The organism is Streptococcus cristatus ATCC 51100 (assembly GCF_011612585.1).
Lineage (GTDB): Bacteria > Bacillota > Bacilli > Lactobacillales > Streptococcaceae > Streptococcus > Streptococcus cristatus_H.
On record NZ_CP050133.1, the window covers coordinates 1,939,340 to 1,961,883 of the forward strand.

Consider the following 22,544-nt stretch of genomic DNA (forward strand, 5'->3'; position numbering starts at 1 on the left):
ACACTTAATAAACTTTTTTAAAAACAAAATAGAAGGTTGACTAAGTCAACCTATTTCTATTCTGTTGTAGTATCCATAAATCCGACATACTTACGCTTCAGAAGGTAGCCTTCCAACTGTTTCATCCCTTCAATACCAGTCGAAATGATGATAAGAAGACTAGTTCCCCCAAGAGCAACTGCATCGGTCAGACCGAAAAGATCTTTGGCTAGGATCGGAATGATTGTGATAATTCCTAGGAATAGTGAGCCAACTGTCGCCAAACGGCGAAGCAATTTAGACATATATTCTTCCGTTCCCTTACCTGGACGAACACCTGGGATATAGGCTCCACTCTTTTGTAAATTCTCTGCCGTCTTTTCAGGATTAATTTGTACAAATGTATAAAAGAAAGTAAAGAGAATAATCAAGAGAGCATAGGTAAACATACCACTGATGGTTGTAGTCGCCAGAAGCGCCTGCGCCGTCCGAACCCATGATGCGTTATAGCCCATAGCACTTACAAATTGGAAGATAGCTGCTGGAGCAGCTGTAATCGAACTTGCAAAGATAACTGGGATAACACCAGCAGGATTTACTTTTAACGGTAGGTAGGAACTTGAAGGGGCACCTTGAGCAATCTTCGTATATTGAATTGGAATTTTGTACTCAGCTTGTTGCACAAAGGTTGTGAAATAGATAATCACCAAAACTGCAATAATTAAAATCCCAACGAAAATCAAAGACGAATTGAGTCGATCGCTCGGGATATTAACAAAGTAATCTTCATAGATTCCTTTGATCATACCAGGAATACCAGATACAATCCCTGCAAAGATAATCATGGATACACCATTACCATAACCCTTATCTGTGATTTGCTCTCCTAACCAGGTCACAATAACTGAACCTGTCGTGAGGAGGGCACCAATCAAAAGATAGGTTTGCCAATTTGGATTCGCTACTAGTTTAGTTCTTGACAAAGTCGCAAATCCAGCTGTAATCCCGATAGATTGGACAAAGGCCAATACCAGGGAAATATAGCGAGTTGCTTGATTAAGCTTTCTCCGTCCTACTTCCCCTTGCTTGCCCCACTCTACAAATTTTGGAAGCAAATCCATTTGCAAGAGCTGAACCACGATTGAAGCCGTGATATAGGGACTAACTCCAAGGGCAAAAACAGAGAAGTTACGCATGGCATTCCCAGAAACCAAACTAAGCATGTTTAAGAAAGGTAAATCGCTTAAACTGTTCAATGCTTTCGCATTAATTCCTGGAACGGTTATAGTTGTACCAATACGGAAAACTAAGATGATGAACAGTGTGAACAAAATCTTAGACCGTACTTGTTTTATTTTAAGTGCGTCTTTTAATAGCTTGAAAAACATAGGTCACCTCTCTTAGATGACTTCGACTGAACCACCTTTAGCAGTGATAGCTTCTTCAGCTGATTTAGAGAATTTAGCTGCTTTAACAGTCAACTTCTTAGTCAATTCTCCGTTACCAAGAATCTTAACACCAGATTTTTCAGCTTTTACAATACCTGCTTCGATGAGAACAACTGGAGTTACTTCTGCACCATCTTCAAAGACATTTAATTGGTCAAGGTTAACAATCGCGTATTCTTTACGGTTTACATTCAAGAAACCACGTTTTGGTACACGACGGAACAATGGAGTTTGTCCACCTTCAAAACCAAGACGAACACCGCCACCGCTACGTGCTTTTTGACCTTTTTGACCGCGACCAGAAGTTTTACCGTTACCTGATGAAGTACCGCGACCAACACGGTTGCGAACTTTACGTGAACCTGCAGCAGGTTGTAATTCATGAAGTTTCATTATTTTTTCTCCTCTTTTGTAAAATGCTAGCGCTCGTACCAGAGAAAAGGTGTCTCTGATACAAACTCGCCTATACATATATTTAGTTTTAGGGGCTGAGAAAATTCTCAAATCCCCTAATGTATCTTAATAAAAGTTTTTCAGCTAAGGCTTACTTAACTTCTTCAACAGTTACCAAGTGAGATACAGCAGTGATCATACCACGTACCGCTGGATTGTCTTCTTTGATAACTGAGCTGTTCAATTTGCCAAGTCCAAGTGCTACAACAGTTTTACGTTGTGACGGGATGCGTCCGATTGGAGACTTAGTCAAAGTAATTTTAATTTGAGCCATGAGTTCCCCTTTCTTAAGCCAAGTCAGAAACTGAAATACCACGAAGGGCAGCAACTTCTTCAGCGCGTTTCAATTGTTTCAAGCCTTCAACAGTTGCGCGAACGATGTTGATTGGAGTGTTTGAACCAAGTGATTTAGATGTAACATCTGCCACACCCGCCAATTCGATGACGGCACGAACAGCACCACCAGCAGCAACTCCAGAACCTTCAACAGCTGGCTTAAGCAATACTTTCGCTCCACCAAATTCTGAAAGAACTTCGTGAGGAATAGTTGTACCAACCATTGGAACTTCGATCAAGTTTTTCTTCGCATCTTCAACTGCTTTACGGATAGCTTCTGGTACTTCTTGAGCTTTACCAGTACCGAAACCAACACGACCGTTGCGGTCACCAACTACTACAAGAGCTGCAAAACGAAGACGACGTCCACCTTTAACAACTTTAGTAACACGGTTGACTGCAACTAAGCGTTCTTCAAGTTCAACTGCATTGTCTTTAAATGCCATTTTCTAGTGTCCTCCCTATTAGAATTTCAATCCGTTTTCACGAGCTGCATCAGCCAAAGCTTTTACACGTCCGTGATAGAGATATCCACCGCGGTCAAACACCACTTCAGAAATACCTTTAGCAACTGCACGTTCTGCAACGAGTTTACCTACAACAACGGCTTGTTCAGTTTTAGTTCCTTTTGAAACTTCTTTGTCAAGAGTTGAAGCGCTTGCGAGCGTTACACCCGCTACGTCATCAATTACTTGAGCGTAGATGCCTGTATTAGAACGGAATACGTTCAAACGTGGGCGATCAGCAGTTCCAGAGAGTTTTCCGCGAACGCGACGGTGGCGTTTTTGGCGGATTTTATTTTTATCTGGTTTCGTAATCACAATTTTCACCTCTTATTTTTATTGACGTGCCTTAGCACAAAATCGGAAAATAAATTGGCTGGCTGAAAAGATCAGCCAATCAATATTATTTACCAGTTTTACCTTCTTTGCGGCGAACGAATTCACCAACGTAACGGATACCTTTACCTTTATATGGTTCTGGTGCACGAAGGCTACGTACATAAGCAGCTGTTTGTCCAACTGCTTCTTTTGAAATTCCGCTAACAACGATTGTTGTTGGGTTTGGAAGTTCAAAAGTAATTCCTTCTGGAGCTTCAACTTCGTCTGGGTGAGATTTACCAACAGCCAAGACAAGTTTTGAGCCTTGAAGTTGTGCACGGTAACCAACCCCACGCATTTCAAGTTCTTTCTTGAATCCTTCTGATACTCCAACAACCATGTTGTTCAAAAGGGCACGAGTAGTTCCGTGGATTGTTTTCATTTCTTTTGAATCGTTTGGACGGTGAAGAGTTACTTCAGTTCCTTCCACACGGATTTCAATATCTTTTGAGAACTCACGAGTCAGTTCTCCTTTAGGTCCTTTTACAGTTACAACGTTGTCATTGTTAGTGATTTCAACACCAGCAGGCAACACGATAACTTTATTACCAATACGTGACATACTTATTTTCTCCTGTTAAATTGTCAGACCATGACGGCCAGTTTTCACGGGGGGCATTCGGATTAGAGCAAACCTAGTTTCTTTCGAAAAGCTTTGACAAACTCCTGATATTCTGTCAATACATCAATAGCCGCAGGACTATAACCAATTTCACATAAAAGAGATACAAGGTCATCTTTTGACAATTCAGCCAAAGCGTCTTCTGCAACAATAAGTTTTTCATTCAATTCAGTAGCTTTCATCTTTTTCTCCTAAACTAATTTACTCTCTATTTAGCTGATCAGTAAATCAGCTAAATTGAACACGAGCTATGGTCTGTGTGAAAAAGACAAATCTTCCTAGAGTGTTAACACTCTTTGTCAGATTTCCTATTTTCACATTGCCCATGACGCTCTTTGTATCTTGATTTTACCAAACGTAAGCGATAACTTCTCCACCAACGTTCTTTTGGCGTGCTTCTTTATCAGTCAGCAAACCTTCAGATGTTGAAAGAATAGCAATTCCAAGTCCGTTCAAGACTTTTGGAAGGTCTTCGCGTTTCTTGTAAACACGTAGACCTGGTTTTGAAACACGTTTCAAACCAGTGATAACTTTTTCACCATTTTGTCCGTACTTAAGGAAGACACGGATGATGCCTTGTTTGTCATCTTCGATGATTTCAACGTTTTTTACAAAACCTTCACGCTTCAGGATCTCAGCAATCCCTTTTTTGATGTTTGATGCAGGTACTTCAAGTACTTCGTGGTTCGCTTGATTAGCGTTACGGATACGTGTCAGGAAGTCTGCAATTGGGTCAGTCATAACCATTTTATATTTCTCCTCTTACTAGTAGTTTGCAAGCTGCACTTGCTAGTTAATGATTGAGCTAGGCTCAGAATAAGTTTCTAGGCTTCAAGTCCTAAGTGAGTCTAGGCATCGGCTTGTAGGCATAACTAAAGTTAGGCAAAAGCCGATAACGAAGAATCATGACGGAATTGGAAGCTAGAATTACCAAGATGCTTTGGTAACGCCAGGGATTTGTCCTTTGTATGCTAATTCACGGAAGCAAACACGGCAAAGTTTAAACTTGCGGTAAACTGAATGTGGACGGCCACATTTTTCACAACGAGTATAAGCTTGCGTAGAGAACTTCGCTGGGCGTTTGTTCTTAGCAATCATTGATTTTTTAGCCATTTGTTTTACCTCCTATATTATTTTGCAAAAGGCATTCCAAGGCCTGTAAGCAATGCACGTGACTCTTCGTCAGTGTTAGCAGTTGTTACGATAACGATATCAAGACCGCGAGTCTTATCAACGTCATCAAAGTTGATTTCTGGGAAGATCAGTTGTTCTTTCACACCAAGTGTGTAGTTTCCGCGTCCATCAAATGATTTTGTTGGAACACCATGGAAGTCACGCACACGTGGAAGTGATACAGTAACCAATTTATCCAAGAACTCATACATACGTTCGCCACGAAGGGTTACTTTAGCACCGATCGCTACACCTTCACGAAGACGGAAGCCGGCGATTGATTTTTTAGCTTTAGTGATAAGTGGTTTTTGACCTGAGATAAGAGCCAATTCTTCAGCAGCTTTTTCAAGGTTTTTAGCGTTTGATACAGCGTCACCGACACCCATGTTCAAAACGATTTTATCCACTTTTGGCACAGCCATAACAGATGAGTAGTTGAACTTTTCAGTCAAAGCAGGTACTACTTCATTAAGATATTTTTCTTTTAAACGATTTGCCATTATACTTCTCCTTTCCTTCGTGATTAGTCAAGCACTTCGCCTGATTTTTTGTTGTAACGAACTTTTTTGCCGTCTACAAACTTATAACCAACGCGTCCTGCAACACCATTTTTGTCAAGAACTTGAACGTTTGACGCATGGATTGGTGCTTCTTTTTCTACGATAGCACCTTGAGGGTTTTCGCTATTTGGTTTTTGGTGCTTCTTAACAAGGTTAACACCTTCAACAACAACTTTGTTTACTTTTGGAAGAGCTGCAACAACAAGTGCTTCAACACCCTTGTCCTTACCAGCAATTACGCGAACTTTGTCGCCTTTTTTTACAAACATTATTAGGTTTCTCCTTTAATTTCTTACGCCCATGAGGGCACCCTGGAAAACTTCCAGGGGACTTGTTTGATTTTTAGATTAAAGTACTTCTGGAGCCAATGATACGATCTTCATGAAGCCACCGTCACGCAATTCGCGAGCAACTGGGCCGAAGATACGAGTTCCGCGAGGAGTTTTGTCTTCACGGATGATGACTGCAGCGTTTTCGTCGAATTTGATGTATGAACCATCTTTACGACGAGCACCTGATTTAGTACGAACGATAACCGCTTTTACAACGTCACCTTTTTTAACCGCACCACCAGGAGTAGCTTGTTTTACAGATGCCACGATGACATCACCGATGTTGGCGAACTTACGTCCTGAACCACCAAGAACTTTGATTGTCAGGATTTCGCGAGCACCGCTGTTGTCAGCAACTTTCAAACGAGTTTCTGTTTGAATCATTTAAGTTTTCTCCTTTCTGGTTTGATTAGATGATAACCGCTTCTTCAACAACTTCTACAAGACGGAAGCGTTTTGTAGCTGAAAGCGGACGAGTTTCCATGATACGAACGATATCGCCTTCTTTGGCAACATTGTTTTCATCATGTGCTTTGTACTTCTTAGAGTAGTTAATACGCTTACCATAGACTGGGTGGTTACGTTTTGTTTCAACTACAACTGTGATTGTCTTATCCATCTTGTCAGAAACGACGCGTCCGACGAGGGTTTTACGTTGATTACGTTCCATTTTAGAATTTCTCCTTTCCCAAGTCTATTATTTAACTTCTGATTGAACAGTTTTGATACGTGCAATTTGTTTTTTCACTTCTTTCAAACGCGCTGTCTGCTCCAATTGACCAGTAGCGGCTTGGAAACGAAGATCAAACAATTCTTTCTTCAATTCATTTTCACGCTTCGCGAGTTCTTCTTGAGAAAGACCACGAAGTTCTTTAACAAAATCTTGAATTTCTTTAAGTTTCATGCTTTCTCCTTATTCTGCTTCACGCTTTACGAATTTACATTTAACTGGCAATTTGTGGCTTGCAAGACGAAGAGCTTCACGAGCGATTTCTTCTGATACGCCAGCGATTTCAAACATCACTTTACCACGTTTAACTGGTGCTACCCAACCTTCTGGAGCCCCTTTACCAGATCCCATCCGTACACCGATTGCTTTTGCAGTGTATGATTTGTGTGGGAAGATTTTGATCCAAACTTTACCACCACGCTTCATGTAACGAGTCATAGCGATACGGGCAGCTTCGATTTGACGGTTAGTGATCCAGTGGCTAGTAGTTGCTTGAAGACCATATTCTCCAAAAGTTACTTCTTTACCACCTTTAGCTTCACCACGCATTTTTCCGCGGAATTCGCGACGGTGTTTAACACGTTTAGGTACTAACATTGGTTATTTACCTCCTTTAGTGTTTTTACGAGCTGGAAGAACTTCACCACGGTAGATCCATACTTTAACACCAAGTTTACCGTATGTAGTATCAGCTTCTTCCCAAGCGTAATCGATATCCGCACGAAGGGTGTGAAGTGGAACAGTTCCTTCAGAGTATCCTTCGCTACGAGCGATATCTGCACCGTTCAAACGACCTGATACTTGAGTTTTGATTCCTTTAGCTCCTGCACGCATTGCACGTTGGATTGCTTGTTTTTGAGCACGACGGAAAGCAACACGTTGCTCCAATTGACGAGCAATTCCTTCACCAACAAGGTGAGCATCCAAATCTGGAGATTTGATCTCGATGATGTTGATGTGTACTTGTTTTCCAGTTAATTTGTTGAGTTTTGCACGAAGTGCATCAACGTTTGCTCCACCTTTACCGATAACCATACCTGGTTTAGCTGTGTGAAGTGAAACGTTAACTTTGTTTACTGCGCGTTCGATTTCAATAGTTGAAACAGCTGCGTCAGCCAATTCTTTTTGAACGAATTTACGGATTGCAAGATCTTCATGAAGGTAATCCGCGTATTCTTTTTCAGCATACCATTTGGCATCCCAATCACGGATGATGCCGACACGCATACCAATTGGATGTACTTTTTGACCCACGATGTTACCTCCTTATTTTTCTGCAACTACCACAGTGATGTGGCTTGTGCGTTTGTTGATTGGTGAAGCTGAACCTTTAGCACGTGGACGGAAACGTTTCATAGTTGGTCCTTCGTTTGCGAAAGCTTCAGATACTACCAAGTTAGCTTTTTCCAAACCAAAGTTGTTTTCAGCATTAGCGATTGCAGAGATCAATACTTTTTCAATAATGCCAGCAGCTTTGTTTGGAGTGAATTTCAAGATTGCGATTGCGTCAGCGACGTTTTTACCACGGATATTGTCAAGAACTAGACGAGTTTTACGAGGTGAAACACGCACTGTACGAGCCATTGCTTTAGCTGAAGTAATTTCTGCCATTTATGTTCTCCTTATTTTCTACGTGTTTTCTTGTCGTCTGCAGCGTGACCTTTGTAAGTACGAGTTGGTGCAAATTCACCAAGCTTGTGACCTACCATGTCTTCTTGGATGTAAACAGGTACGTGTTTACGTCCGTCATAGACTGCGATTGTGTAACCGATGAAACTTGGGAAAATCGTTGAACGACGTGACCAAGTTTTAATAACTTTTTTCTTTTCGTCATTAGCTTGAGCTTCAACTTTTTTCATCAAATGCTCATCGACGAAAGGTCCTTTTTTAAGACTGCGTCCCATTTTTATGTTTTCTCCTTTAAAATAAGTACCACAGCGGCCTGCGCTGCTAGGCAGCGCTACCGAGCTGGCGGATAGATTGTTTTAGATTATTTCTCGTTGCGACGACGAACGATAAGTTTGTCAGATTTCGCTTTCTTGTTACGAGTTTTAAGACCAAGAGCAGGTTTGCCCCATGGAGTAGATGGCGCTTTACGACCAACTGGTGCTTTACCTTCACCACCACCGTGTGGGTGATCGTTAGGGTTCATTACAGAACCGCGAACTGTTGGACGGATACCTTTCCAACGGCTACGACCTGCTTTACCAAGGTTAACCAAGCCATGTTGTTCGTTTCCGACAACACCAACTGTAGCACGGCAAGTACCAAGGATCATACGAACTTCGCCTGATTGAAGACGAACAAGAGTATATTTACCTTCTTGACCCAATACTTGAGCAGAAGCTCCAGCGGCACGGACCAATTCACCACCACGACCTGGTTTCAACTCAATGTTGTGAACCAAAGTACCAACTGGGATGTTAGCAAGTGGAAGTGCGTTGCCGACTTTGATATCTGCTTCTGGACCTGAAACGATACGTTGACCTACTTCAAGACCTTTAGGAGCGATGATGTATGCCTTCACACCGTCAGTATAGTGAACCAAAGCGATGTTTGCTGAACGGTTTGGATCGTACTCGATAGTTTTAACTACTGCTTCAACAGCATCTTTGTTACGTTTGAAGTCAATCAAACGGTAGTGACGTTTGTGACCGCCACCTTGGTGACGAACAGTGATGCGTCCGTTGTTGTTACGACCAGCTTTGCTCTTAAGAGAAACGAGCAAAGATTTTTCTGGAGTGCTAGTAGTGATTTCAGCGAAATCCAAAGAAGTCATATTACGGCGACCGTTTGTTGTTGGTTTATAAACACGAATTCCCACGATATTTCCTCCTTAGATTATTCTGCTTCAGCAGCTCCGAACAACTCGATTGCTTTTGAATCTGCTGTCAGAGTGATGATAGCTTTTTTAGTTTTGTTAGTAAAACCAGTGTAACGTCCAACGCGTTTTGCTTTAGGTTTTACGTTGATAGTGTTGACATTAGCAACTTTAACTCCTTCAAAAGCAGCTTCAACAGCTTGCTTGATCAAAAGTTTGTGAGCGCGAGTGTCTACTTCAAATACGTATTTGCCTGCTTCAAGCTGAGCCATTGAGCTTTCAGTGATGACAGGCTTTTTGATAACGTCATACAAATTCATTATGCAAGAACCTCCTCAATTTTAGAGATAGCTGCTTGAGTAACAAGAAGTTTGTCGCTGTTTGCGATGTCAAGAACACTTGCTGTTGTTGCTGTTGCAACTTTAACATTTGGAAGGTTACGTGCTGAAAGTGCAGCAAATTCATTTCCTTCTTCAAGAATAACAAGTACTTTTGTGTCAATGCTTAATGCTGCAAGCACTTTTGCAAACTCAGCAGTTTTTGGAGCTGTAAATGAAAGGCTGTCTACAGCTACGAATTTGTTTTCAGCAACTTTTTCAGAGTAAACTGATTTCAATGCCAATCTACGAACTTTTTGTGGAAGTTTGTAGGCATATGAACGAGGAGTTGGACCGAAGACGATACCACCACCACGCCATTGTGGAGAGCGGATAGAACCTTGACGAGCACGTCCAGTTCCTTTTTGACGCCATGGTTTGCGTCCGCCGCCTGATACTGCAGAACGGTTTTTAACAGCGTGAGTTCCTTGACGGAGGCTAGCGCGTTGGCTGATGATCACGTCGAAGACAACTGATTCGTTTGGTTCAATACCAAAGATTGCGTCGTTAAGAACTACTTCACCAGCTTCTTTACCAGTTTGGTCAAATAATTTTACGTTTGCCATTATGACTGATTTCCCCTTTCTTTATTATTTACCAGCTTTAACTGCTGATTTGATAGTGATAAGAGATTTCTTAGCACCAGGTACGTTTCCTTTGATCAAGATAACGTTTTTCTCTGGAACAACTTGAACGATTTCAAGGTTTTGAATCGTTACACGGTTGCCACCCATACGTCCAGCCAAGTGTTTGTTTTTGAAAACACGGTTTGGCGCAACTGGTCCCATTGAACCAGGACGACGATGGTAACGTGAACCGTGAGCCATTGGACCACGAGATTGGCCGTGGCGTTTGATTACACCTTGGAAACCTTTACCTTTTGAAGTTCCTGTTACATCAACAACATCACCAGCTTCGAATGTATCAACTGTGATTTCCGCACCAACTTCCAAGCCTTCAATGTTTTTGAATTCACGAATGAAGCGCTTAGGAGCCGTGTTAGCTTTCGCTACATGTCCTTTAGCAGGTTTGTTGCTCAATACATCACGAAGGTCATCAAAACCAACTTGAACTGCGTTGTAACCGTCTGTTTCAACTGTTTTCACTTGAAGAACAACGTTTGGAGTTGCTTCAACAACAGTTACAGGGATTAATTCGCCAGCTTCAGTGAAGATTTGAGTCATTCCCACTTTTTTCCCTAAGATTCCTTTTGTCATGAGAAAATGTTTCCTTTTCTATAATTTTTTTCAAAAAGTTTTTAACGAGCGTTTTTCATGCTCAAGATACCAAGCTTTAGATTAAAGTTTGATTTCTACGTTCACACCACTTGGAAGGTCCAACTTCATCAAAGCGTCAACTGTTTTTTGAGTTGGGTTGATGATGTCGATCAAGCGTTTGTGAGTACGCATTTCAAATTGTTCGCGAGAATCTTTGTATTTGTGAGTCGCACGAATGATTGTGTAGAGGCTACGTTCAGTTGGAAGTGGGATTGGACCCGCAACTTCAGCACCTGTACGTGCAGCAGTTTCTACGATTTTTGCAGCCGCTGTGTCAAGTGTACGGTGTTCGTATGCTTTCAAACGGATGCGGATTTTTTTGTTTGCCATCTTTTTCTCCTTTTTTTCGTCTATTTAAGATAATAGGCTAGCTCCACAAGAAAACCGACAGGTGATTGCGTGGCAATGCAACCGAGCGTGTCGCAACCTCTTGCATCAAAGCTACACGCTGTTTTTTACAGCACCATAGTATCTTAACACAAAGAACCAAGCATTGCAAGGGATTTGAATAATTTTTTAAATCTTTTTTACTAGCCTAAGTTCTTGGAGTAAGTTCTGATCCTCTTATGTAACTAGAACTCAGTTTGACAACTTACCCATTGTTGGGGGTAGCGATAAAGATAGATACTGTCTGATCTGGATCATATTTTTCAAAATCAATACTATACTGACGTTGCAGTTCTCTTGCTTCTTCTGCCCGCCAAATTTGCTGCCAGGTATGAAGGCAACCTTTTGAATCACTTGTATCCACCTCAAATACTTGGTAAGTTTGCTCTGAAGTGTCAAAGTCCCAGTCTTCTTTATCAGACAGACTACAGAGCGACAAGCTGTAATCACCCTTGTAGTCGCTGGCATAATCATGATAAACTGCATAAATCGGAAGCCCTTGGGCAAATGCCTCCTCTACTTCTTTCTGGTGTTCCTGCCATAGATGGTTAATTTTTTCCATCATGTTTGGATCTTGAAAATTATTGGTAGAGATACTACTGATTATTTTTAAAAACATATTTTGCTCCTTTTACTTTCACTTCTAAGGTGACTGACTAACAATCGACCTCAGCTCTAAACCTTCTAACTACCAAGCTACTACTTCACTCAACAAAATGAATTAGCTCTCTTTGCGTATAGGATATATCACGCCGTTCACTATCAACTCCTCTTTCCTAGAGAGAATGGCACCCATAGTAAACAAAACGTTAAATTTACCAGTCTCAATCAGAGACGAAAAACATGTAGGCTTCGACCAAGACCAGCCTTCCAATTCTTATTGATATAGTTTGGAAAGTTTTTAACGAGCGTTTTTTATGCTCAAGTCTAAGATACAAAGGGATTCAAACTCAAAGCAAAAATAGGAAACCGACGCGCGTTTCGTGGCAATGCAATCGATTACGTCGCAACCTCTTGCATCACAGCTAACGCTGTGATTTACAGCACCACGGTAGAATAGCACAAAGCCCCTGCGATTTCAAATGAGGACTCTTAGAAATTTCTCTTGGAGCGGTTGTAGCCGTAACGCTCAACAAAGTCTTCTCGGAATTCCAACAGATTATCATCCATAATGGCTTGACGAACCTTCTTCATGAGATTTACCAAGAAGTAGAGGTTGTGGTAACTGGTCAAGCGGAGACCAAAGGTTTCATCCGCCTTGAGCAGGTGGCGGATATAAGCCCGCGTATAATTGGTACAAGTGTAGCAATCACAGTCGTGATCCAGCGGCGTAAAATCTTCCTCAAACTGGGCATTTTTGACAACCAGACGTCCCTCGCTGGTCATACAGGTACCATTTCGGGCAATCCGAGTCGGCAGGACGCAGTCAAACATATCGACCCCGCGGATAACACCGTCAATCAAGCTATCTGGCGCCCCAACTCCCATAAGATAGCGGGGCTTATTTTCAGGCAGTAGAGGCGTTGTGAAGTCCAGCACCGCATTCATTTCCTCATGTGACTCACCAACAGCCAGTCCTCCGATAGAGTAACCTGGGAAATCCATGCTGACCAAGTCTTGAGCAGACTGGCGGCGTAAATCTTCAAAGCCAGCTCCCTGAACAATCCCAAAGAGACCTTGGTCGTGTGGACGAGTGTGGGCCTTGAGTCCACGCTCTGCCCAACGGCTAGTCCGCTCGATAGACTTCTTGACATAGTCATAAGGCTGGTAGAACTGCGGGCACTCATCAAAGGACATCATGATGTCGCTGCCCAGATTGTTCTGAATAGAGATGGCCTTCTCTGGCGACAGGAACATTTTGGAACCATTGAGGTGGTTTTTGAAGGTTACTCCTTCTTCTGTGATGTTGCGGCTGTCCGCTAGAGAATAAACCTGAAAACCACCACTATCGGTCAGAATAGGCTGGTCCCAGTTCATGAACTTGTGCAGGCCACCTGCACGGGCAATCAGCTCATCACCTGGCCGCAACCAGAGGTGGTAAGTATTGGCCAAGATGATACCAGAACCCATTTGCTTGAGCTCTTCTGGTGACTGGGTCTTGACCGTCGCCTGAGTGCCGACCGGCATAAACATAGGCGTTGGGAAGGTGCCATGCGGGGTGATGATTTCTCCTAGACGAGCACCTGTGTGCTTTTCTTTTTTGATCAAACGATACTGAATCGGTGAATCTGACATGTTTCCTCCTGCTGGGAAAGACAGTCCCAGCTATTTTCTTCTATAAAATAAGCGACAAGCGCTCATAAGATACCGTATGATTTTACCAAAAAAAGTCTTGTCTGTCACGATATGTGGTATAATAAAAATCATGAAATGGAGGTCTGTATGAATTTAAGCGAAATCCGTGCCCAGGCACGAACCATCCGAAATCAAACCAACGGCATTTTCTCACTCTTTGCCATTCCAACTCTGGTAACCATTTTATCTACCTATCTGTCTCCCAACCGTCATCTGGAGGAGATTGTTCCCCAGTTGGAGATCAATCAGGCCTTTGTTGTGATTTTTGGCCGTCAAATTTTTCCACAAATCGTAGAATTTATCATCGCCCTGCTCTTTTTATCTGCTAGCTTCAGCATGATAGAAGTCGTTCGGAAAAAACGCGATACGGTTGGCTTTGCAGATATTGGCCGAATCTTTTCTGCCGAGCTTTTCTCACCGATTTTTATCACACAACTGACTAAAAGTATTCTCCTCTTGTTGTGGAATTCTATCAGCCTTGTCGGTTCATTTTTCCTTATTTTCAGCAGTTACAAGGTGCTAGCTATTTATAGGAAAATATCCGATGTGTCCCAATTGACAGCTGCTAGTCCTGAGGTGGAGCAAATCGTCAGCTATGCGCCCATGATGTTTCTCGGCACTCTCATTGTCTTGGCTGGTACGGCAGTCTTCCTGATGGCAAACTACGCTTACTCTCAGACCGACTTCATCCTTTATGATCAGCTGAGCACTGGCACCTACCAAGGACCTTGGCAAGTCATTGTGCAAAGCAGACGCATGATGAAAGGCTATAAATGGAAACGTTTCTTGCTGGATCTGAGCTTTATCGGCTGGTATATCCTGATTGGTATTACACTGGGAATCGCTGGAGTTGTGGCCTATCCTTACATCACAACAGCCCGAGTACTCTTTTATGAAAATTTAAAATCACTAAGTAAGTAAAATGAGAGTGGGACAGAAATCGGTAATTCCTTAGAATTCGATTTCGTCGTCCCACCTCCGCACAGTTGAGTAGGGCTGTAAAAGCTGATGAAATCAGCGTAGTAGAGCCCACTCAACCACTGCGTCTTGCTCGACAATCCAAAGACAATTGAGAGGCTAGGACTTTTGTCCCAGCCTCATTTTTTCGTCTAGATTTAACGCAGTTGGACCTTCAACACCAAGGGTAATTCGCCTGCTACACTCGGCATGAAAAGACGCAAACCTTGGGGCATTTGTTCCCATTCGAGCGGTTCCTCATAGCCTAGTAAGGATACCTCTTCTATGATACCATGAAAGCGAGACGCGGGATTTTCTCTTTCGTCAGCCAAGGCCTGAATCGTCAGCCACTGATTTGCTGCAGGCTCCATCAGAAAGGCGTACACTGCTCCGCCCTTAGCCGTGAAACGGAAATCCTGGTTTGTATACGGGATGTTTTTCCCATCCGAAAATGGCCCACTATCTACTTGTGTCGGACCTTCTCCAAATTGCCTCCACGCGCGTGAATCATAGATCGCTTGACCGTTCACTTGGAGCCAAGCCCCGATTTCTCTCAAGATTTCTTGATCTTTTTCTGGAATCGTCCCGTCTCCTTTTGGCCCAATATTCAGCAGCAAATTCCCATTTTTGGATACGACATCAATCAAGGTCTGGATGATTTCTTTAGCTGACTTATAGTCAAGGTTCTCTGTGTAGCCCCAAGAATTTCGCGCGATAGCCGTATCCGTCTGCCAAGTGAAAGGCTGGATCTCTGCAAAACCGCCGCGTTCCACTTCCACAATCCCCGCACCAAAAGCCAGCGCATCATGCTTGTAGCAGATGCTAGTCGGCTTCCCAGAAGCTGCTCCTAAATTATAGTAATAGGCCGCAAAAAGCTTTATATACTCTTTAAAAGCTGCATGCTGAATCCACCAGTCAAAATACAAAATCTCAGGCTGGTAATCTCGAACCAGCTCACAGGTACGCAGGAGCCAATCATCTAGAAACTCCTGACTCGGACAAGGCTGACCAAACAAATCATGGTGGTCTGGCTCTGGCATAGCCGGCCAATAGAGTTCCTCGCGACTGACTTCGCTGGCAATGTCACTGGCAAACTCCTTTCCATGCGAAAAGAAAAAATGATGCTCTGCCCGATGGGAAGAGGTACAAAAATGTACTTGCTCTCTTTGGGCTGCCTGACTCAATTCACCCAAGATGTCACGTTTTGGACCCATTTCCACACTATTAAAAGGAGAGAGTTGACTGCCATAAAGCTGGAAGCCGTCGTGATGCTCTGCCACTGGAAAAATATATTGGGCTCCCGCTTCTTTAAAGAGGCGCAGCCATTCGTCCGCATGAAAATTTTCGGCAGTAAAGAGTGGGATAAAATCCTTGTAGCCAAAATCTTTGTGAGGCCCGTAAGTTTTGATATGGTGGTCAAACTCTGCTGTGCCCTGGATGTACATATTTCGAGAGTACCACTCGCTCCCAAAGGCAGGAAGGCTGTAAAGTCCCCAGTGGATAAAAATCCCAAACTTAGCCCTTTTGAACCAGCGAGGAACTTGATAGGCCGCAAGAGAATCCCAGTCTGGATAGAAAGGTCCTTGGTTGGCAACTCTTTGAATTTCTTCTAAAGATATTTTCATCGTTACTACCTCATCATTCAATTAAAACGCTTTCCTTTATTGTACCAATTTTTGGAGAAGAAAGAGCCATTTTACAAAAAAATAATCCAAAACAGCCCTACGAGCAAACTTTTTCGATAAAGCAAAGAAAAAGGAACAGCAATCAATTCTGTTCCTTGTTTTTATATTGTCAGCATGGCGAGCACCTCGGAAAACCACTCGCACCACGAGTCTCATCTCAATACATCAATTCGCTACGCGATAGTAGGGATGTTGGCTTGCATAGGTAAAATCTTGCCCCACTAAAATGCGTTCTTTCGGATTTTCACTTCCAGTATCATAAAGACGAGCTCCTTTAGGAATGGCTGTGAAGGAGGCCACTTGATTCCCTGATTTATGAGTTAAAAACGCTCCAAACTTACCTTCATATACTTGACTATTTGTCAAAGTGTAGTCACTTGACTCATTTCCTCTGTAAGTATGGGACAGCAAGCCATTTGCATCAAAGACTAACCGATTGCCCAAATCGTCTTGCCAAGTACCAGTAATGCTAGAGAAATCACCATTTGCTAGAGCATTGATATCCATACCGGAAGTTGTTGGAGCCACTGGGGCAGCTGGAGTTGGTGACGTGTTCGAATCTGCTGAAGTCTTGTTTTCCACGGGCTTCTCAGTCTGGCTGGGAACACTCTGGTCGCTAGATGTCTGAGGCGTTGAAGAGGATGTCACGGAGTTAGAAGCAGAACTTTGCTTAGCTGATGGTTTGGTAGAAGACTTGCTAGAACTGCTGATCTTAGAGCTCTGAGAGGTAGAACTGCTAGCCTCTGTGGAAGGTTTGGAACTACAGGCTGCGAGCAGGAAAGCAGAGAGTAAGGCAGTGGCTGTCAATAGAATAAATTTACTACGTTTCATAATGGAATCTCCTTGTCAGTTTATCATCAATTTGCTACGCGATAGTAGGGATGTTGTGCAGAAGAGATTGCATCACTTCCAAGCATGATTTGTTCTTTAGGCGCTGGAGCACCATTAAGTGGCAATGCTACGCCTACTGGAACAACGAATAAAGGATCACTACTGCCTGCTCCATTATAACCAAAATCAGCTCTAAACTTATCTCCTTCTACATGACCATTGTAAATAGCGTTATGGTTCAATGTTTCACCATTATTACGTTGCAATGTTACTAATCCATTTGCATCAAAAACTAATTGGTTGCCCAAATCGTCTTGCCAAGTACCTGCAATGCTAGAGAAATCACCGTTTGCTAGAGCATTGACATCTATACCGGAAGTTGTTGGAGTGTTTGAATCTGCTGAAGTCTTGTTTTCCACGGGTTTTTCAGCTTGACTGGAAACACTCTGGTCGCTAGAAAGCTTAGTAGTAGAAGATGCTTTTGCTTCGTTGGAAGCAGAACTTTGCTTAGCTGATGGTTTGGTGGAGGACTCGCCTAAGCTACTAGTCTTAGATGTCTCAGAAGTGGAACTGCTGTTCACCTTCGTGGAAGGCTTAGAGCTACAGGCGGCGAGCAGGAAAGCAGAGCACAAGGCAGTAGCTGTCAATAGAATAAATTTACTACGTTTCATAATGAAATCTCCTTGTCAGTTTATCATCAATTTGCTAAACGATAGTAGCGATGTTGGCTTGCATAGGGGACATCTTACCCCACCAAAATATATTCTTTAAAGCTTTTACTTTGTAACAAAAGAAATATTTTGTAATCTAATTGTAATCCTATGAAATAATTTTGTCAACATTTTGTGTGATATTTTTCTCAAAATTTATTTAAAATTTCTGAAAATGCCTTTTTGATGCAAAAACACAGGAGTTCCTCCTCCTGTGCTTCGTTTCAAATTTTCTCTAAATCCTGAACGATCCGCTCAAAGGCTGCCTCCAAGGAATCTTCGTCTCTAAAGAATGATTCCTCTTCCCAGCCTAAGAAATCTCGATCTTTCCACCAGCGTCTCATATCAGCTGGGGTGAATTCTTCTTGCTTGGCTCTGGTCTGATGGCGGCGAACGGTTTCTTCAAAAGTCAAATCATAGCAATAGGCTAGAGTCTGAGAACCAAATAAATTCCGCAAACGCTCTAGCATGTGCCCATAAATATCTGTCTCATAGAAACCTTCTACCAAGACCAGCAAATCATGTTCGTAGCCGAAGCGTGCCAATGTCTCTGTCAGGTCAATAGACAAATTTCCCGGCTCTACTTTTTCCTTAAACATGTCCCGTCTAACTGTATCCTGCGCAATCAAAAGAGTCCCTTGACCATAGTGTGCCTGCAGTTTCTTAGCCAGACTCGATTTGCCAGAGCCGGAATTGCCACGAATGATGACTAACTTGGCCATCTTATTCGCCTAGAATCAAGCGAGTATGCTCGCGTTTGATGCAGCGATCCATGACGATATCGTCGTGACCAGCTGCACGCAAAATCTGTTCAGCTTCTTCATTTTCCAAGCCCAACTGAGCCCAGAAAATCTTGGCATCTGCTTCCAGAAAATCACGCGCCACATCTGGCAAAAACTCGCTACGACGGTAAACATCGACAATATCCACTGGGAAAGGAATATCTTTGAGACTGGCATAAACTGTTTCACCAAAAATCTGACTGCCTGCTGCCCGCGGATTGACTGGGATAATGCGATAGCCTCGCGCTTGCATTTCCTTGGACACACGGTTACTGGTCGTTTCTTCACGGTCAGACAGACCGACAACAGCAATCACCTTGCTGGTTTCTAGATAGCGCTTGACAACGCCGTCACTGGGATTTTGAAAATGGTAAGTCATAATGCTCCTCCTGTTTTATAAATAATTTTTAACTTTTTTAACAATGATATCTTAGCTGAATACGGTACAAAAAAGGTGATTTCCCTCGCATTCCTTGAATGCTGTGTCAGCTTTCTATTTTCACTTTGTGTTTTACGCCCTTGATATCTTAAATTGAACACGAGCTAAAACCTTGGAAAATAGATAATCCGTTCTAGGAGCATGGCTCCTTCGTCCGGATCCTAATTTTCAGTCGGTTTTGACGCTCTTTGTATCTTGTTTTATTTCGCCTCGTACCAAGTTTGGCCAGCATTTTCATCAGCCACTAGTGGAACGGCCAGCTCAATCGCAGCTTCCATGGTTTCTTTGACTAACTGGCGGACGGCTGTTAGCTCGTCATTTGGCACTTCCAGCACGATTTCATCGTGCACCTGCAAGAGCATGCGAGACTTGAAATTCTTCTCTGTCAGAGCTCGATCCAGATTAATCATAGCGACTTTGAGAATGTCTGCGGCCGATCCTTGGATCGGGCTGTTAATGGCTGTGCGCTCCGCAAAATTTCGGATGTTAAAGTTGCGGGAATTGATGTCTGGCAAGGAGCGACGACGATGGTAAATAGTCTCTACATAGCCCTTATCACGCGCTTCGCGGACAATGGTTTCCATATAATTCTTGATACCTGGGAAACGCTCAAAATAAGTCTCAATGTAGTCCTTGGCAGCCTTGCGGGAAATACCCAAATTATTGGCCAGTCCGAAGTCGGAAATGCCATAGACTACTCCGAAGTTGACAGCCTTGGCATTGCGGCGGTCATTAGGCGTCACATCCTCTGCCTTTTCAATACCAAAGACCCGCATGGCTGTGGCCGTGTGAATATCTTCTCCATGCTGAAAAGCAGTAATCAAATGCTCATCCTGCGAAATGTGAGCCAGCACCCTCAGCTCAATCTGGGAATAATCCGAGCTGAGTAGCACGCTGTCTGCCCACTCCGGTACAAAAGCCTTGCGAATGAGGCGCCCCTGCTCCAAACGAACGGGGATATTCTGTAAGTTCGGGTCAACCGAAGACAAGCGGCCCGTCTGAGTCAAATCCTGAACATAGCGAGTGTGAATCTTGCCGTCAGCCGCAATCGCCTCCTGCAGTCCGATGATATAAGTGGACTGGAGCTTGCTGATTTGACGGTATTCCAGAATCTTAGACACAATCGGTGCAATCGGTGCTAAACGCTCCAGCACGTCCACCGCTGTCGAGTAGCCTGTCTTGGTCTTTTTGGTGTACTCCAGCGGCAACCCCATATCCTCAAAGAGAATGGTTCCCAGCTGTTTAGGTGAGTTGATATTGAACTCCTGACCAGCCAGATCATAAATCTCCTGCGTCAGACTTTCCAGTGTCTTTTCATTTTCCACCTGCATGCCCTGCAGGGTCTCCCGCTCGACCTTAATCCCCGCAATCTCCATCTTAGCTAGGACAAAGGCCAGCGGCTGCTCCATTTCAAGCAACAAATCCAGCTGATTGTGGGCGCGGAGCTGTTCCAGCATCGGCTCTTCTGTTTCCAGCAACACTTGGATTTTACGAGCTAGATTCTCAAAGAGCTGCTCTTGCTCCGGCAGAGCACGCTTGGCCCCCTTGCCATAAACCTCATCATCAGTCGGCAGGATTGTTTGGCCGTAGAGGCGAGCAATAGTCGCCAGCTCATTGTCTTCGACCGTCGAAAGCAGATACTTGGCTAGGCGCGCATCAAAGGCTGCTGCTGGCAGTTCGATACCATAATGACTGAGCAGTACTTTGGCCCGCTTGAGGTCGTAGGTTTTCAGAGCTGTTTTTGTCAAAAACTTCTGAAAGAGAGGCTGCTGCAGTAAATCGCTGGTGCCGACATAAATCTGACGGCTATCCCCCCAGGCAAGACCGACAATCTCTTCCCTGTGATAGTTGTCGCCCAAGATCTCAAAATAGAAAAATTGCTCTGGTGCCAGCATATCTGCTGTCACCTCAGTCACTTTGGTAAATTCAATTGGTTTGACTTCTACCGGCTCTTGACCAGTTCCTAGCTGAGCCTTGAGCTGCTTGAAGCCCATCTCGTCGTAGAACTTGCTCAGAGCCTCTACCTGAGGACCCTTATAAACCAAATCATCCAGCCCGATTTCAATCGGAGCCTGAGTATTGATGGTAGCTAGAGTTTTGGATAAGAAGGCCTTGTCCTTGTCATTGATTAAATTTTCCTTCATCTTGGAAGCCTTGAGCTGGTCAATATTTTCATAGAGATTTTCCAAAGAGCCATACTCCAAGAGGAGCTTGAGACCAGTCTTCTCACCGATCTTGGTCACTCCGGGGATATTATCCGACTGATCGCCCATCAGCGCCTTGAGGTCGATGAACTGCTCTGGTGTGATGCCCATCTTTTCCATGAGGTAGGCTGGGGTAAATTCCTCAAACTCGGCTACGCCTTTCTTGGAAATCTCCACCACGGTATTTTCATCCGTCAGCTGAATCAAGTCTTTATCGCCACTGACAATGGTCACATCGTAAGGCACAGCTGTTTTTTCAGCCATCTTGTCCAAGGTTCCAATGATGTCATCCGCCTCGTATTGAGCCAAGTCATAGAAGTGAATGCCTAGGTGCTTCAGCATTTCTCGGATAAAGGGCAGCTGCTCACGAAATTCATCCGGTGTCTTGGCCCGACCAGCCTTATAATCAGCATACATCTCGGTCCGGAAGGTCGTCTTGCCAGCATCAAAAGCTACTAGGACATGAGTCGGCTGCACGCGCTCCAAGAGATGATTGAGCATGAGGTGGAATCCATAAATGGCGTTGGTATGCAGGCCCGATGGACTCTTGAAACGGTCGATTTGATTATAAAGCGCAAAAAAAGCGCGAAAAGCAACGGACGAACCGTCGATTAATAATAACTTATTCTTATTTTCCATAGGTTTATTATAACACGAAAGGCGGACAAAGACAGGAAAGGCGGCGTGGAAAATTTAAAAGTGATTTTAATAATTCCTCTATGGTATAATAATAAAAACTAGGAGGTGAAGCATGTTCCCAATAACCATTCCAACTCTTGTGACTGAGGAAGTGTATCAACGATTTGCTTGGGCTGTTTTCTTACGCGGGAAAAGATTTTTGCTGAATATGTTCATTTTGATAGGAATTCTATCTCTCTATCTTATCTTCCTACCTGACAACCTGAAGCGATTTTCTTTCTTCATCGTGCTATTTACATCTTTGATTGTATTCCCAATAATGTACTTTGGCACGGACTTTCAGATAAGGAAGGCCTATCGAAAAACTCCTTTCTGGAAGGATATGGAGCAAACTCTTATATTTGAGAAAGATAAATTCTCTGTGAAAAGCAAACGAGGAGAGTTTCTTTATAGCTATGATGACATCGTCAAAGTTTTTCATACTAAGGAAGATTTTTATATCATGTTGGGACCAATTGTTGGTTTCCCTATTGAAAAAAAGAACTGTACTCCCGAGGCGCTTGAGTTCTTGCTAGAACTTCACATTGAGCATATGTAAAAGAAAAAGCAGGCTAGACTGACAGTAA

Annotated in this window: 33 protein-coding genes; 2 read left to right on the plus strand and 31 right to left on the minus strand. The window is 43.3% G+C overall.

Translation table 11 applies throughout. The features are described 5' to 3' along the window. Positions 1-56: 56 nt before the first annotated feature. The 25 genes from secY to tgt all read right to left on the minus strand — a co-directional run bounded on the left by secY (position 57) and on the right by tgt (position 13,611). A complete protein-coding gene (secY, locus tag HBA50_RS09565) occupies positions 57-1,367 on the minus strand; it encodes a preprotein translocase subunit SecY (protein WP_045498217.1) in 1,311 nt (436 codons plus the stop codon). 12 nt (positions 1,368-1,379) lie between these two features. Continuing rightward, positions 1,380-1,820, minus strand: a complete 441-nt coding sequence (rplO, locus tag HBA50_RS09570; protein WP_045498220.1) for a 50S ribosomal protein L15 — start codon at positions 1,818-1,820, stop codon at positions 1,380-1,382. A gap of 151 nt (positions 1,821-1,971) precedes the next feature. Continuing rightward, positions 1,972-2,154 (minus strand): 50S ribosomal protein L30, encoded by a 183-nt coding sequence (rpmD, locus tag HBA50_RS09575; RefSeq protein WP_002894509.1) that lies wholly within the window; start codon positions 2,152-2,154, stop codon positions 1,972-1,974. 13 nt (positions 2,155-2,167) lie between these two features. Continuing rightward, the gene (gene rpsE, locus HBA50_RS09580) at positions 2,168-2,662 is read right to left on the minus strand and encodes a 30S ribosomal protein S5 (RefSeq protein ID WP_005591292.1); all 495 of its coding nucleotides are present in this window, start codon (positions 2,660-2,662) and stop codon (positions 2,168-2,170) included. 18 nt (positions 2,663-2,680) lie between these two features. Beyond that, complete coding sequence (rplR, locus tag HBA50_RS09585; RefSeq protein ID WP_009659213.1) at positions 2,681-3,037, minus strand: 50S ribosomal protein L18; 357 nt, start codon at positions 3,035-3,037, stop codon at positions 2,681-2,683. 85 nt (positions 3,038-3,122) lie between these two features. Next, on the minus strand, positions 3,123-3,659 hold the full coding sequence (gene rplF / locus HBA50_RS09590; RefSeq protein ID WP_005591293.1) for a 50S ribosomal protein L6: 537 nt from the start codon (positions 3,657-3,659) through the stop codon (positions 3,123-3,125). A 62-nt stretch (positions 3,660-3,721) separates the two neighbouring features. Further along, positions 3,722-3,901 carry a hypothetical protein gene (locus tag HBA50_RS09595; protein WP_000648250.1) on the minus strand — a complete coding sequence of 60 codons (180 nt, stop codon included), beginning with the start codon at positions 3,899-3,901 and terminating at the stop codon, positions 3,722-3,724. A gap of 166 nt (positions 3,902-4,067) precedes the next feature. Beyond that, on the minus strand, positions 4,068-4,466 hold the full coding sequence (gene rpsH / locus HBA50_RS09600) for a 30S ribosomal protein S8 (RefSeq protein ID WP_002899666.1): 399 nt from the start codon (positions 4,464-4,466) through the stop codon (positions 4,068-4,070). 180 nt (positions 4,467-4,646) lie between these two features. Beyond that, positions 4,647-4,832 carry a type Z 30S ribosomal protein S14 gene (locus HBA50_RS09605; protein ID WP_001085697.1) on the minus strand — a complete coding sequence of 62 codons (186 nt, stop codon included), beginning with the start codon at positions 4,830-4,832 and terminating at the stop codon, positions 4,647-4,649. A gap of 17 nt (positions 4,833-4,849) precedes the next feature. Next, positions 4,850-5,392: a 50S ribosomal protein L5 gene (gene rplE, locus HBA50_RS09610; RefSeq protein ID WP_005591294.1), complete on the minus strand. Its 543-nt coding sequence runs from the start codon at positions 5,390-5,392 to the stop codon at positions 4,850-4,852. Positions 5,393-5,415: 23 nt separating this feature from the next. After that, positions 5,416-5,721: a 50S ribosomal protein L24 gene (gene rplX / locus HBA50_RS09615; protein WP_005591295.1), complete on the minus strand. Its 306-nt coding sequence runs from the start codon at positions 5,719-5,721 to the stop codon at positions 5,416-5,418. 78 nt (positions 5,722-5,799) lie between these two features. Further along, on the minus strand, positions 5,800-6,168 hold the full coding sequence (rplN, locus tag HBA50_RS09620; protein ID WP_002894494.1) for a 50S ribosomal protein L14: 369 nt from the start codon (positions 6,166-6,168) through the stop codon (positions 5,800-5,802). A gap of 25 nt (positions 6,169-6,193) precedes the next feature. After that, the gene (gene rpsQ, locus HBA50_RS09625; protein ID WP_002885836.1) at positions 6,194-6,454 is read right to left on the minus strand and encodes a 30S ribosomal protein S17; all 261 of its coding nucleotides are present in this window, start codon (positions 6,452-6,454) and stop codon (positions 6,194-6,196) included. A 27-nt stretch (positions 6,455-6,481) separates the two neighbouring features. Next, positions 6,482-6,688, minus strand: a complete 207-nt coding sequence (gene rpmC / locus HBA50_RS09630; protein WP_005591297.1) for a 50S ribosomal protein L29 — start codon at positions 6,686-6,688, stop codon at positions 6,482-6,484. Between the two features lie 9 nt (positions 6,689-6,697). Beyond that, positions 6,698-7,111, minus strand: a complete 414-nt coding sequence (gene rplP, locus HBA50_RS09635; RefSeq protein ID WP_005591298.1) for a 50S ribosomal protein L16 — start codon at positions 7,109-7,111, stop codon at positions 6,698-6,700. Between the two features lie 3 nt (positions 7,112-7,114). Then, complete coding sequence (rpsC, locus tag HBA50_RS09640) at positions 7,115-7,768, minus strand: 30S ribosomal protein S3 (RefSeq protein WP_005591299.1); 654 nt, start codon at positions 7,766-7,768, stop codon at positions 7,115-7,117. A gap of 12 nt (positions 7,769-7,780) precedes the next feature. Then, positions 7,781-8,125, minus strand: a complete 345-nt coding sequence (rplV, locus tag HBA50_RS09645; protein ID WP_005591300.1) for a 50S ribosomal protein L22 — start codon at positions 8,123-8,125, stop codon at positions 7,781-7,783. An 11-nt stretch (positions 8,126-8,136) separates the two neighbouring features. Continuing rightward, entirely contained in the window at positions 8,137-8,418 is a 282-nt protein-coding gene (gene rpsS / locus HBA50_RS09650) for a 30S ribosomal protein S19 (RefSeq protein ID WP_000533766.1), read from the minus strand. A gap of 86 nt (positions 8,419-8,504) precedes the next feature. Then, positions 8,505-9,338, minus strand: coding sequence for a 50S ribosomal protein L2 (rplB, locus tag HBA50_RS09655; protein ID WP_002894482.1), 834 nt, complete (start codon positions 9,336-9,338; stop codon positions 8,505-8,507). 17 nt (positions 9,339-9,355) lie between these two features. Continuing rightward, entirely contained in the window at positions 9,356-9,655 is a 300-nt protein-coding gene (locus HBA50_RS09660) for a 50S ribosomal protein L23 (RefSeq protein ID WP_005591301.1), read from the minus strand. Next, positions 9,655-10,278 carry a 50S ribosomal protein L4 gene (gene rplD, locus HBA50_RS09665; protein ID WP_005591302.1) on the minus strand — a complete coding sequence of 208 codons (624 nt, stop codon included), beginning with the start codon at positions 10,276-10,278 and terminating at the stop codon, positions 9,655-9,657. The genes HBA50_RS09660 and rplD overlap by 1 nt, the downstream gene beginning before the upstream one ends. 24 nt (positions 10,279-10,302) lie before the next feature. Next, positions 10,303-10,929 (minus strand): 50S ribosomal protein L3, encoded by a 627-nt coding sequence (gene rplC, locus HBA50_RS09670; RefSeq protein ID WP_045498245.1) that lies wholly within the window; start codon positions 10,927-10,929, stop codon positions 10,303-10,305. Positions 10,930-11,010: 81 nt separating this feature from the next. Beyond that, entirely contained in the window at positions 11,011-11,319 is a 309-nt protein-coding gene (rpsJ, locus tag HBA50_RS09675) for a 30S ribosomal protein S10 (RefSeq protein ID WP_005591304.1), read from the minus strand. 262 nt (positions 11,320-11,581) lie between these two features. Then, a complete protein-coding gene (locus HBA50_RS09680) occupies positions 11,582-11,995 on the minus strand; it encodes a GyrI-like domain-containing protein (RefSeq protein ID WP_005591305.1) in 414 nt (137 codons plus the stop codon). 473 nt (positions 11,996-12,468) lie between these two features. Further along, complete coding sequence (gene tgt, locus HBA50_RS09685; RefSeq protein WP_005591306.1) at positions 12,469-13,611, minus strand: tRNA guanosine(34) transglycosylase Tgt; 1,143 nt, start codon at positions 13,609-13,611, stop codon at positions 12,469-12,471. Between the two features lie 147 nt (positions 13,612-13,758). Between tgt and HBA50_RS09690 the strand changes: the two genes are divergently transcribed. Continuing rightward, positions 13,759-14,592: a DUF975 family protein gene (locus HBA50_RS09690; protein ID WP_045498248.1), complete on the plus strand. Its 834-nt coding sequence runs from the start codon at positions 13,759-13,761 to the stop codon at positions 14,590-14,592. 194 nt (positions 14,593-14,786) lie between these two features. On the opposite strand, the gene HBA50_RS09700 is transcribed toward HBA50_RS09690, so the two are convergent. The 6 genes from HBA50_RS09700 to polA all read right to left on the minus strand — a co-directional run bounded on the left by HBA50_RS09700 (position 14,787) and on the right by polA (position 21,918). After that, positions 14,787-16,253 carry an alpha-L-fucosidase gene (locus tag HBA50_RS09700; RefSeq protein WP_045498251.1) on the minus strand — a complete coding sequence of 489 codons (1,467 nt, stop codon included), beginning with the start codon at positions 16,251-16,253 and terminating at the stop codon, positions 14,787-14,789. A gap of 225 nt (positions 16,254-16,478) precedes the next feature. Then, the gene (locus HBA50_RS09705; protein ID WP_045498254.1) at positions 16,479-17,144 is read right to left on the minus strand and encodes a DUF6287 domain-containing protein; all 666 of its coding nucleotides are present in this window, start codon (positions 17,142-17,144) and stop codon (positions 16,479-16,481) included. A gap of 26 nt (positions 17,145-17,170) precedes the next feature. Further along, complete coding sequence (locus tag HBA50_RS09710) at positions 17,171-17,815, minus strand: DUF6287 domain-containing protein (RefSeq protein ID WP_045498257.1); 645 nt, start codon at positions 17,813-17,815, stop codon at positions 17,171-17,173. A 263-nt stretch (positions 17,816-18,078) separates the two neighbouring features. Continuing rightward, positions 18,079-18,576: a kinase gene (locus tag HBA50_RS09715; RefSeq protein ID WP_045498260.1), complete on the minus strand. Its 498-nt coding sequence runs from the start codon at positions 18,574-18,576 to the stop codon at positions 18,079-18,081. 1 nt (position 18,577) lies between these two features. Continuing rightward, complete coding sequence (locus HBA50_RS09720) at positions 18,578-19,015, minus strand: CoA-binding protein (RefSeq protein ID WP_015604237.1); 438 nt, start codon at positions 19,013-19,015, stop codon at positions 18,578-18,580. Positions 19,016-19,275: 260 nt separating this feature from the next. Beyond that, a complete protein-coding gene (polA, locus tag HBA50_RS09725) occupies positions 19,276-21,918 on the minus strand; it encodes a DNA polymerase I (RefSeq protein ID WP_045498263.1) in 2,643 nt (880 codons plus the stop codon). Positions 21,919-22,030: 112 nt separating this feature from the next. Between polA and HBA50_RS10570 the strand changes: the two genes are divergently transcribed. Beyond that, positions 22,031-22,516 carry a YcxB family protein gene (locus tag HBA50_RS10570; RefSeq protein ID WP_045498266.1) on the plus strand — a complete coding sequence of 162 codons (486 nt, stop codon included), beginning with the start codon at positions 22,031-22,033 and terminating at the stop codon, positions 22,514-22,516. Positions 22,517-22,544 lie beyond the last annotated feature (28 nt).

Coding starts and splice junctions, on each gene's coding strand:
- HBA50_RS09595 (WP_000648250.1), bottom strand. CDS start 3,901: ATGAAAGCTACTGAATTGAATGAAAAACTTATTGTTGCAGAAGACGCT.
- rpsJ (WP_005591304.1), bottom strand. CDS start 11,319: ATGGCAAACAAAAAAATCCGCATCCGTTTGAAAGCATACGAACACCGT.
- HBA50_RS09720 (WP_015604237.1), bottom strand. CDS start 19,015: ATGACTTACCATTTTCAAAATCCCAGTGACGGCGTTGTCAAGCGCTAT.
- rpsH (WP_002899666.1), bottom strand. CDS start 4,466: ATGGTTATGACTGACCCAATTGCAGACTTCCTGACACGTATCCGTAAC.
- HBA50_RS09690 (WP_045498248.1), top strand. CDS start 13,759: ATGAATTTAAGCGAAATCCGTGCCCAGGCACGAACCATCCGAAATCAA.
- HBA50_RS09700 (WP_045498251.1), bottom strand. CDS start 16,253: ATGAAAATATCTTTAGAAGAAATTCAAAGAGTTGCCAACCAAGGACCT.
- rplP (WP_005591298.1), bottom strand. CDS start 7,111: ATGTTAGTACCTAAACGTGTTAAACACCGTCGCGAATTCCGCGGAAAA.
- rplC (WP_045498245.1), bottom strand. CDS start 10,929: ATGACAAAAGGAATCTTAGGGAAAAAAGTGGGAATGACTCAAATCTTC.
- tgt (WP_005591306.1), bottom strand. CDS start 13,611: ATGTCAGATTCACCGATTCAGTATCGTTTGATCAAAAAAGAAAAGCAC.
- rpmD (WP_002894509.1), bottom strand. CDS start 2,154: ATGGCTCAAATTAAAATTACTTTGACTAAGTCTCCAATCGGACGCATC.
- HBA50_RS09660 (WP_005591301.1), bottom strand. CDS start 9,655: ATGAATTTGTATGACGTTATCAAAAAGCCTGTCATCACTGAAAGCTCA.
- polA (WP_045498263.1), bottom strand. CDS start 21,918: ATGGAAAATAAGAATAAGTTATTATTAATCGACGGTTCGTCCGTTGCT.
- rplE (WP_005591294.1), bottom strand. CDS start 5,392: ATGGCAAATCGTTTAAAAGAAAAATATCTTAATGAAGTAGTACCTGCT.
- rpmC (WP_005591297.1), bottom strand. CDS start 6,688: ATGAAACTTAAAGAAATTCAAGATTTTGTTAAAGAACTTCGTGGTCTT.
- rplF (WP_005591293.1), bottom strand. CDS start 3,659: ATGTCACGTATTGGTAATAAAGTTATCGTGTTGCCTGCTGGTGTTGAA.
- rpsS (WP_000533766.1), bottom strand. CDS start 8,418: ATGGGACGCAGTCTTAAAAAAGGACCTTTCGTCGATGAGCATTTGATG.
- HBA50_RS09605 (WP_001085697.1), bottom strand. CDS start 4,832: ATGGCTAAAAAATCAATGATTGCTAAGAACAAACGCCCAGCGAAGTTC.
- HBA50_RS09715 (WP_045498260.1), bottom strand. CDS start 18,576: ATGGCCAAGTTAGTCATCATTCGTGGCAATTCCGGCTCTGGCAAATCG.
- rplX (WP_005591295.1), bottom strand. CDS start 5,721: ATGTTTGTAAAAAAAGGCGACAAAGTTCGCGTAATTGCTGGTAAGGAC.
- secY (WP_045498217.1), bottom strand. CDS start 1,367: ATGTTTTTCAAGCTATTAAAAGACGCACTTAAAATAAAACAAGTACGG.
- rplO (WP_045498220.1), bottom strand. CDS start 1,820: ATGAAACTTCATGAATTACAACCTGCTGCAGGTTCACGTAAAGTTCGC.
- HBA50_RS09680 (WP_005591305.1), bottom strand. CDS start 11,995: ATGTTTTTAAAAATAATCAGTAGTATCTCTACCAATAATTTTCAAGAT.
- HBA50_RS09710 (WP_045498257.1), bottom strand. CDS start 17,815: ATGAAACGTAGTAAATTTATTCTATTGACAGCTACTGCCTTGTGCTCT.
- rplD (WP_005591302.1), bottom strand. CDS start 10,278: ATGGCAAACGTAAAATTATTTGACCAAACTGGTAAAGAAGCTGGTGAA.
- HBA50_RS10570 (WP_045498266.1), top strand. CDS start 22,031: ATGTTCCCAATAACCATTCCAACTCTTGTGACTGAGGAAGTGTATCAA.
- rplV (WP_005591300.1), bottom strand. CDS start 8,125: ATGGCAGAAATTACTTCAGCTAAAGCAATGGCTCGTACAGTGCGTGTT.
- HBA50_RS09705 (WP_045498254.1), bottom strand. CDS start 17,144: ATGAAACGTAGTAAATTTATTCTATTGACAGCCACTGCCTTACTCTCT.
- rpsE (WP_005591292.1), bottom strand. CDS start 2,662: ATGGCATTTAAAGACAATGCAGTTGAACTTGAAGAACGCTTAGTTGCA.
- rpsQ (WP_002885836.1), bottom strand. CDS start 6,454: ATGGAACGTAATCAACGTAAAACCCTCGTCGGACGCGTCGTTTCTGAC.
- rplN (WP_002894494.1), bottom strand. CDS start 6,168: ATGATTCAAACAGAAACTCGTTTGAAAGTTGCTGACAACAGCGGTGCT.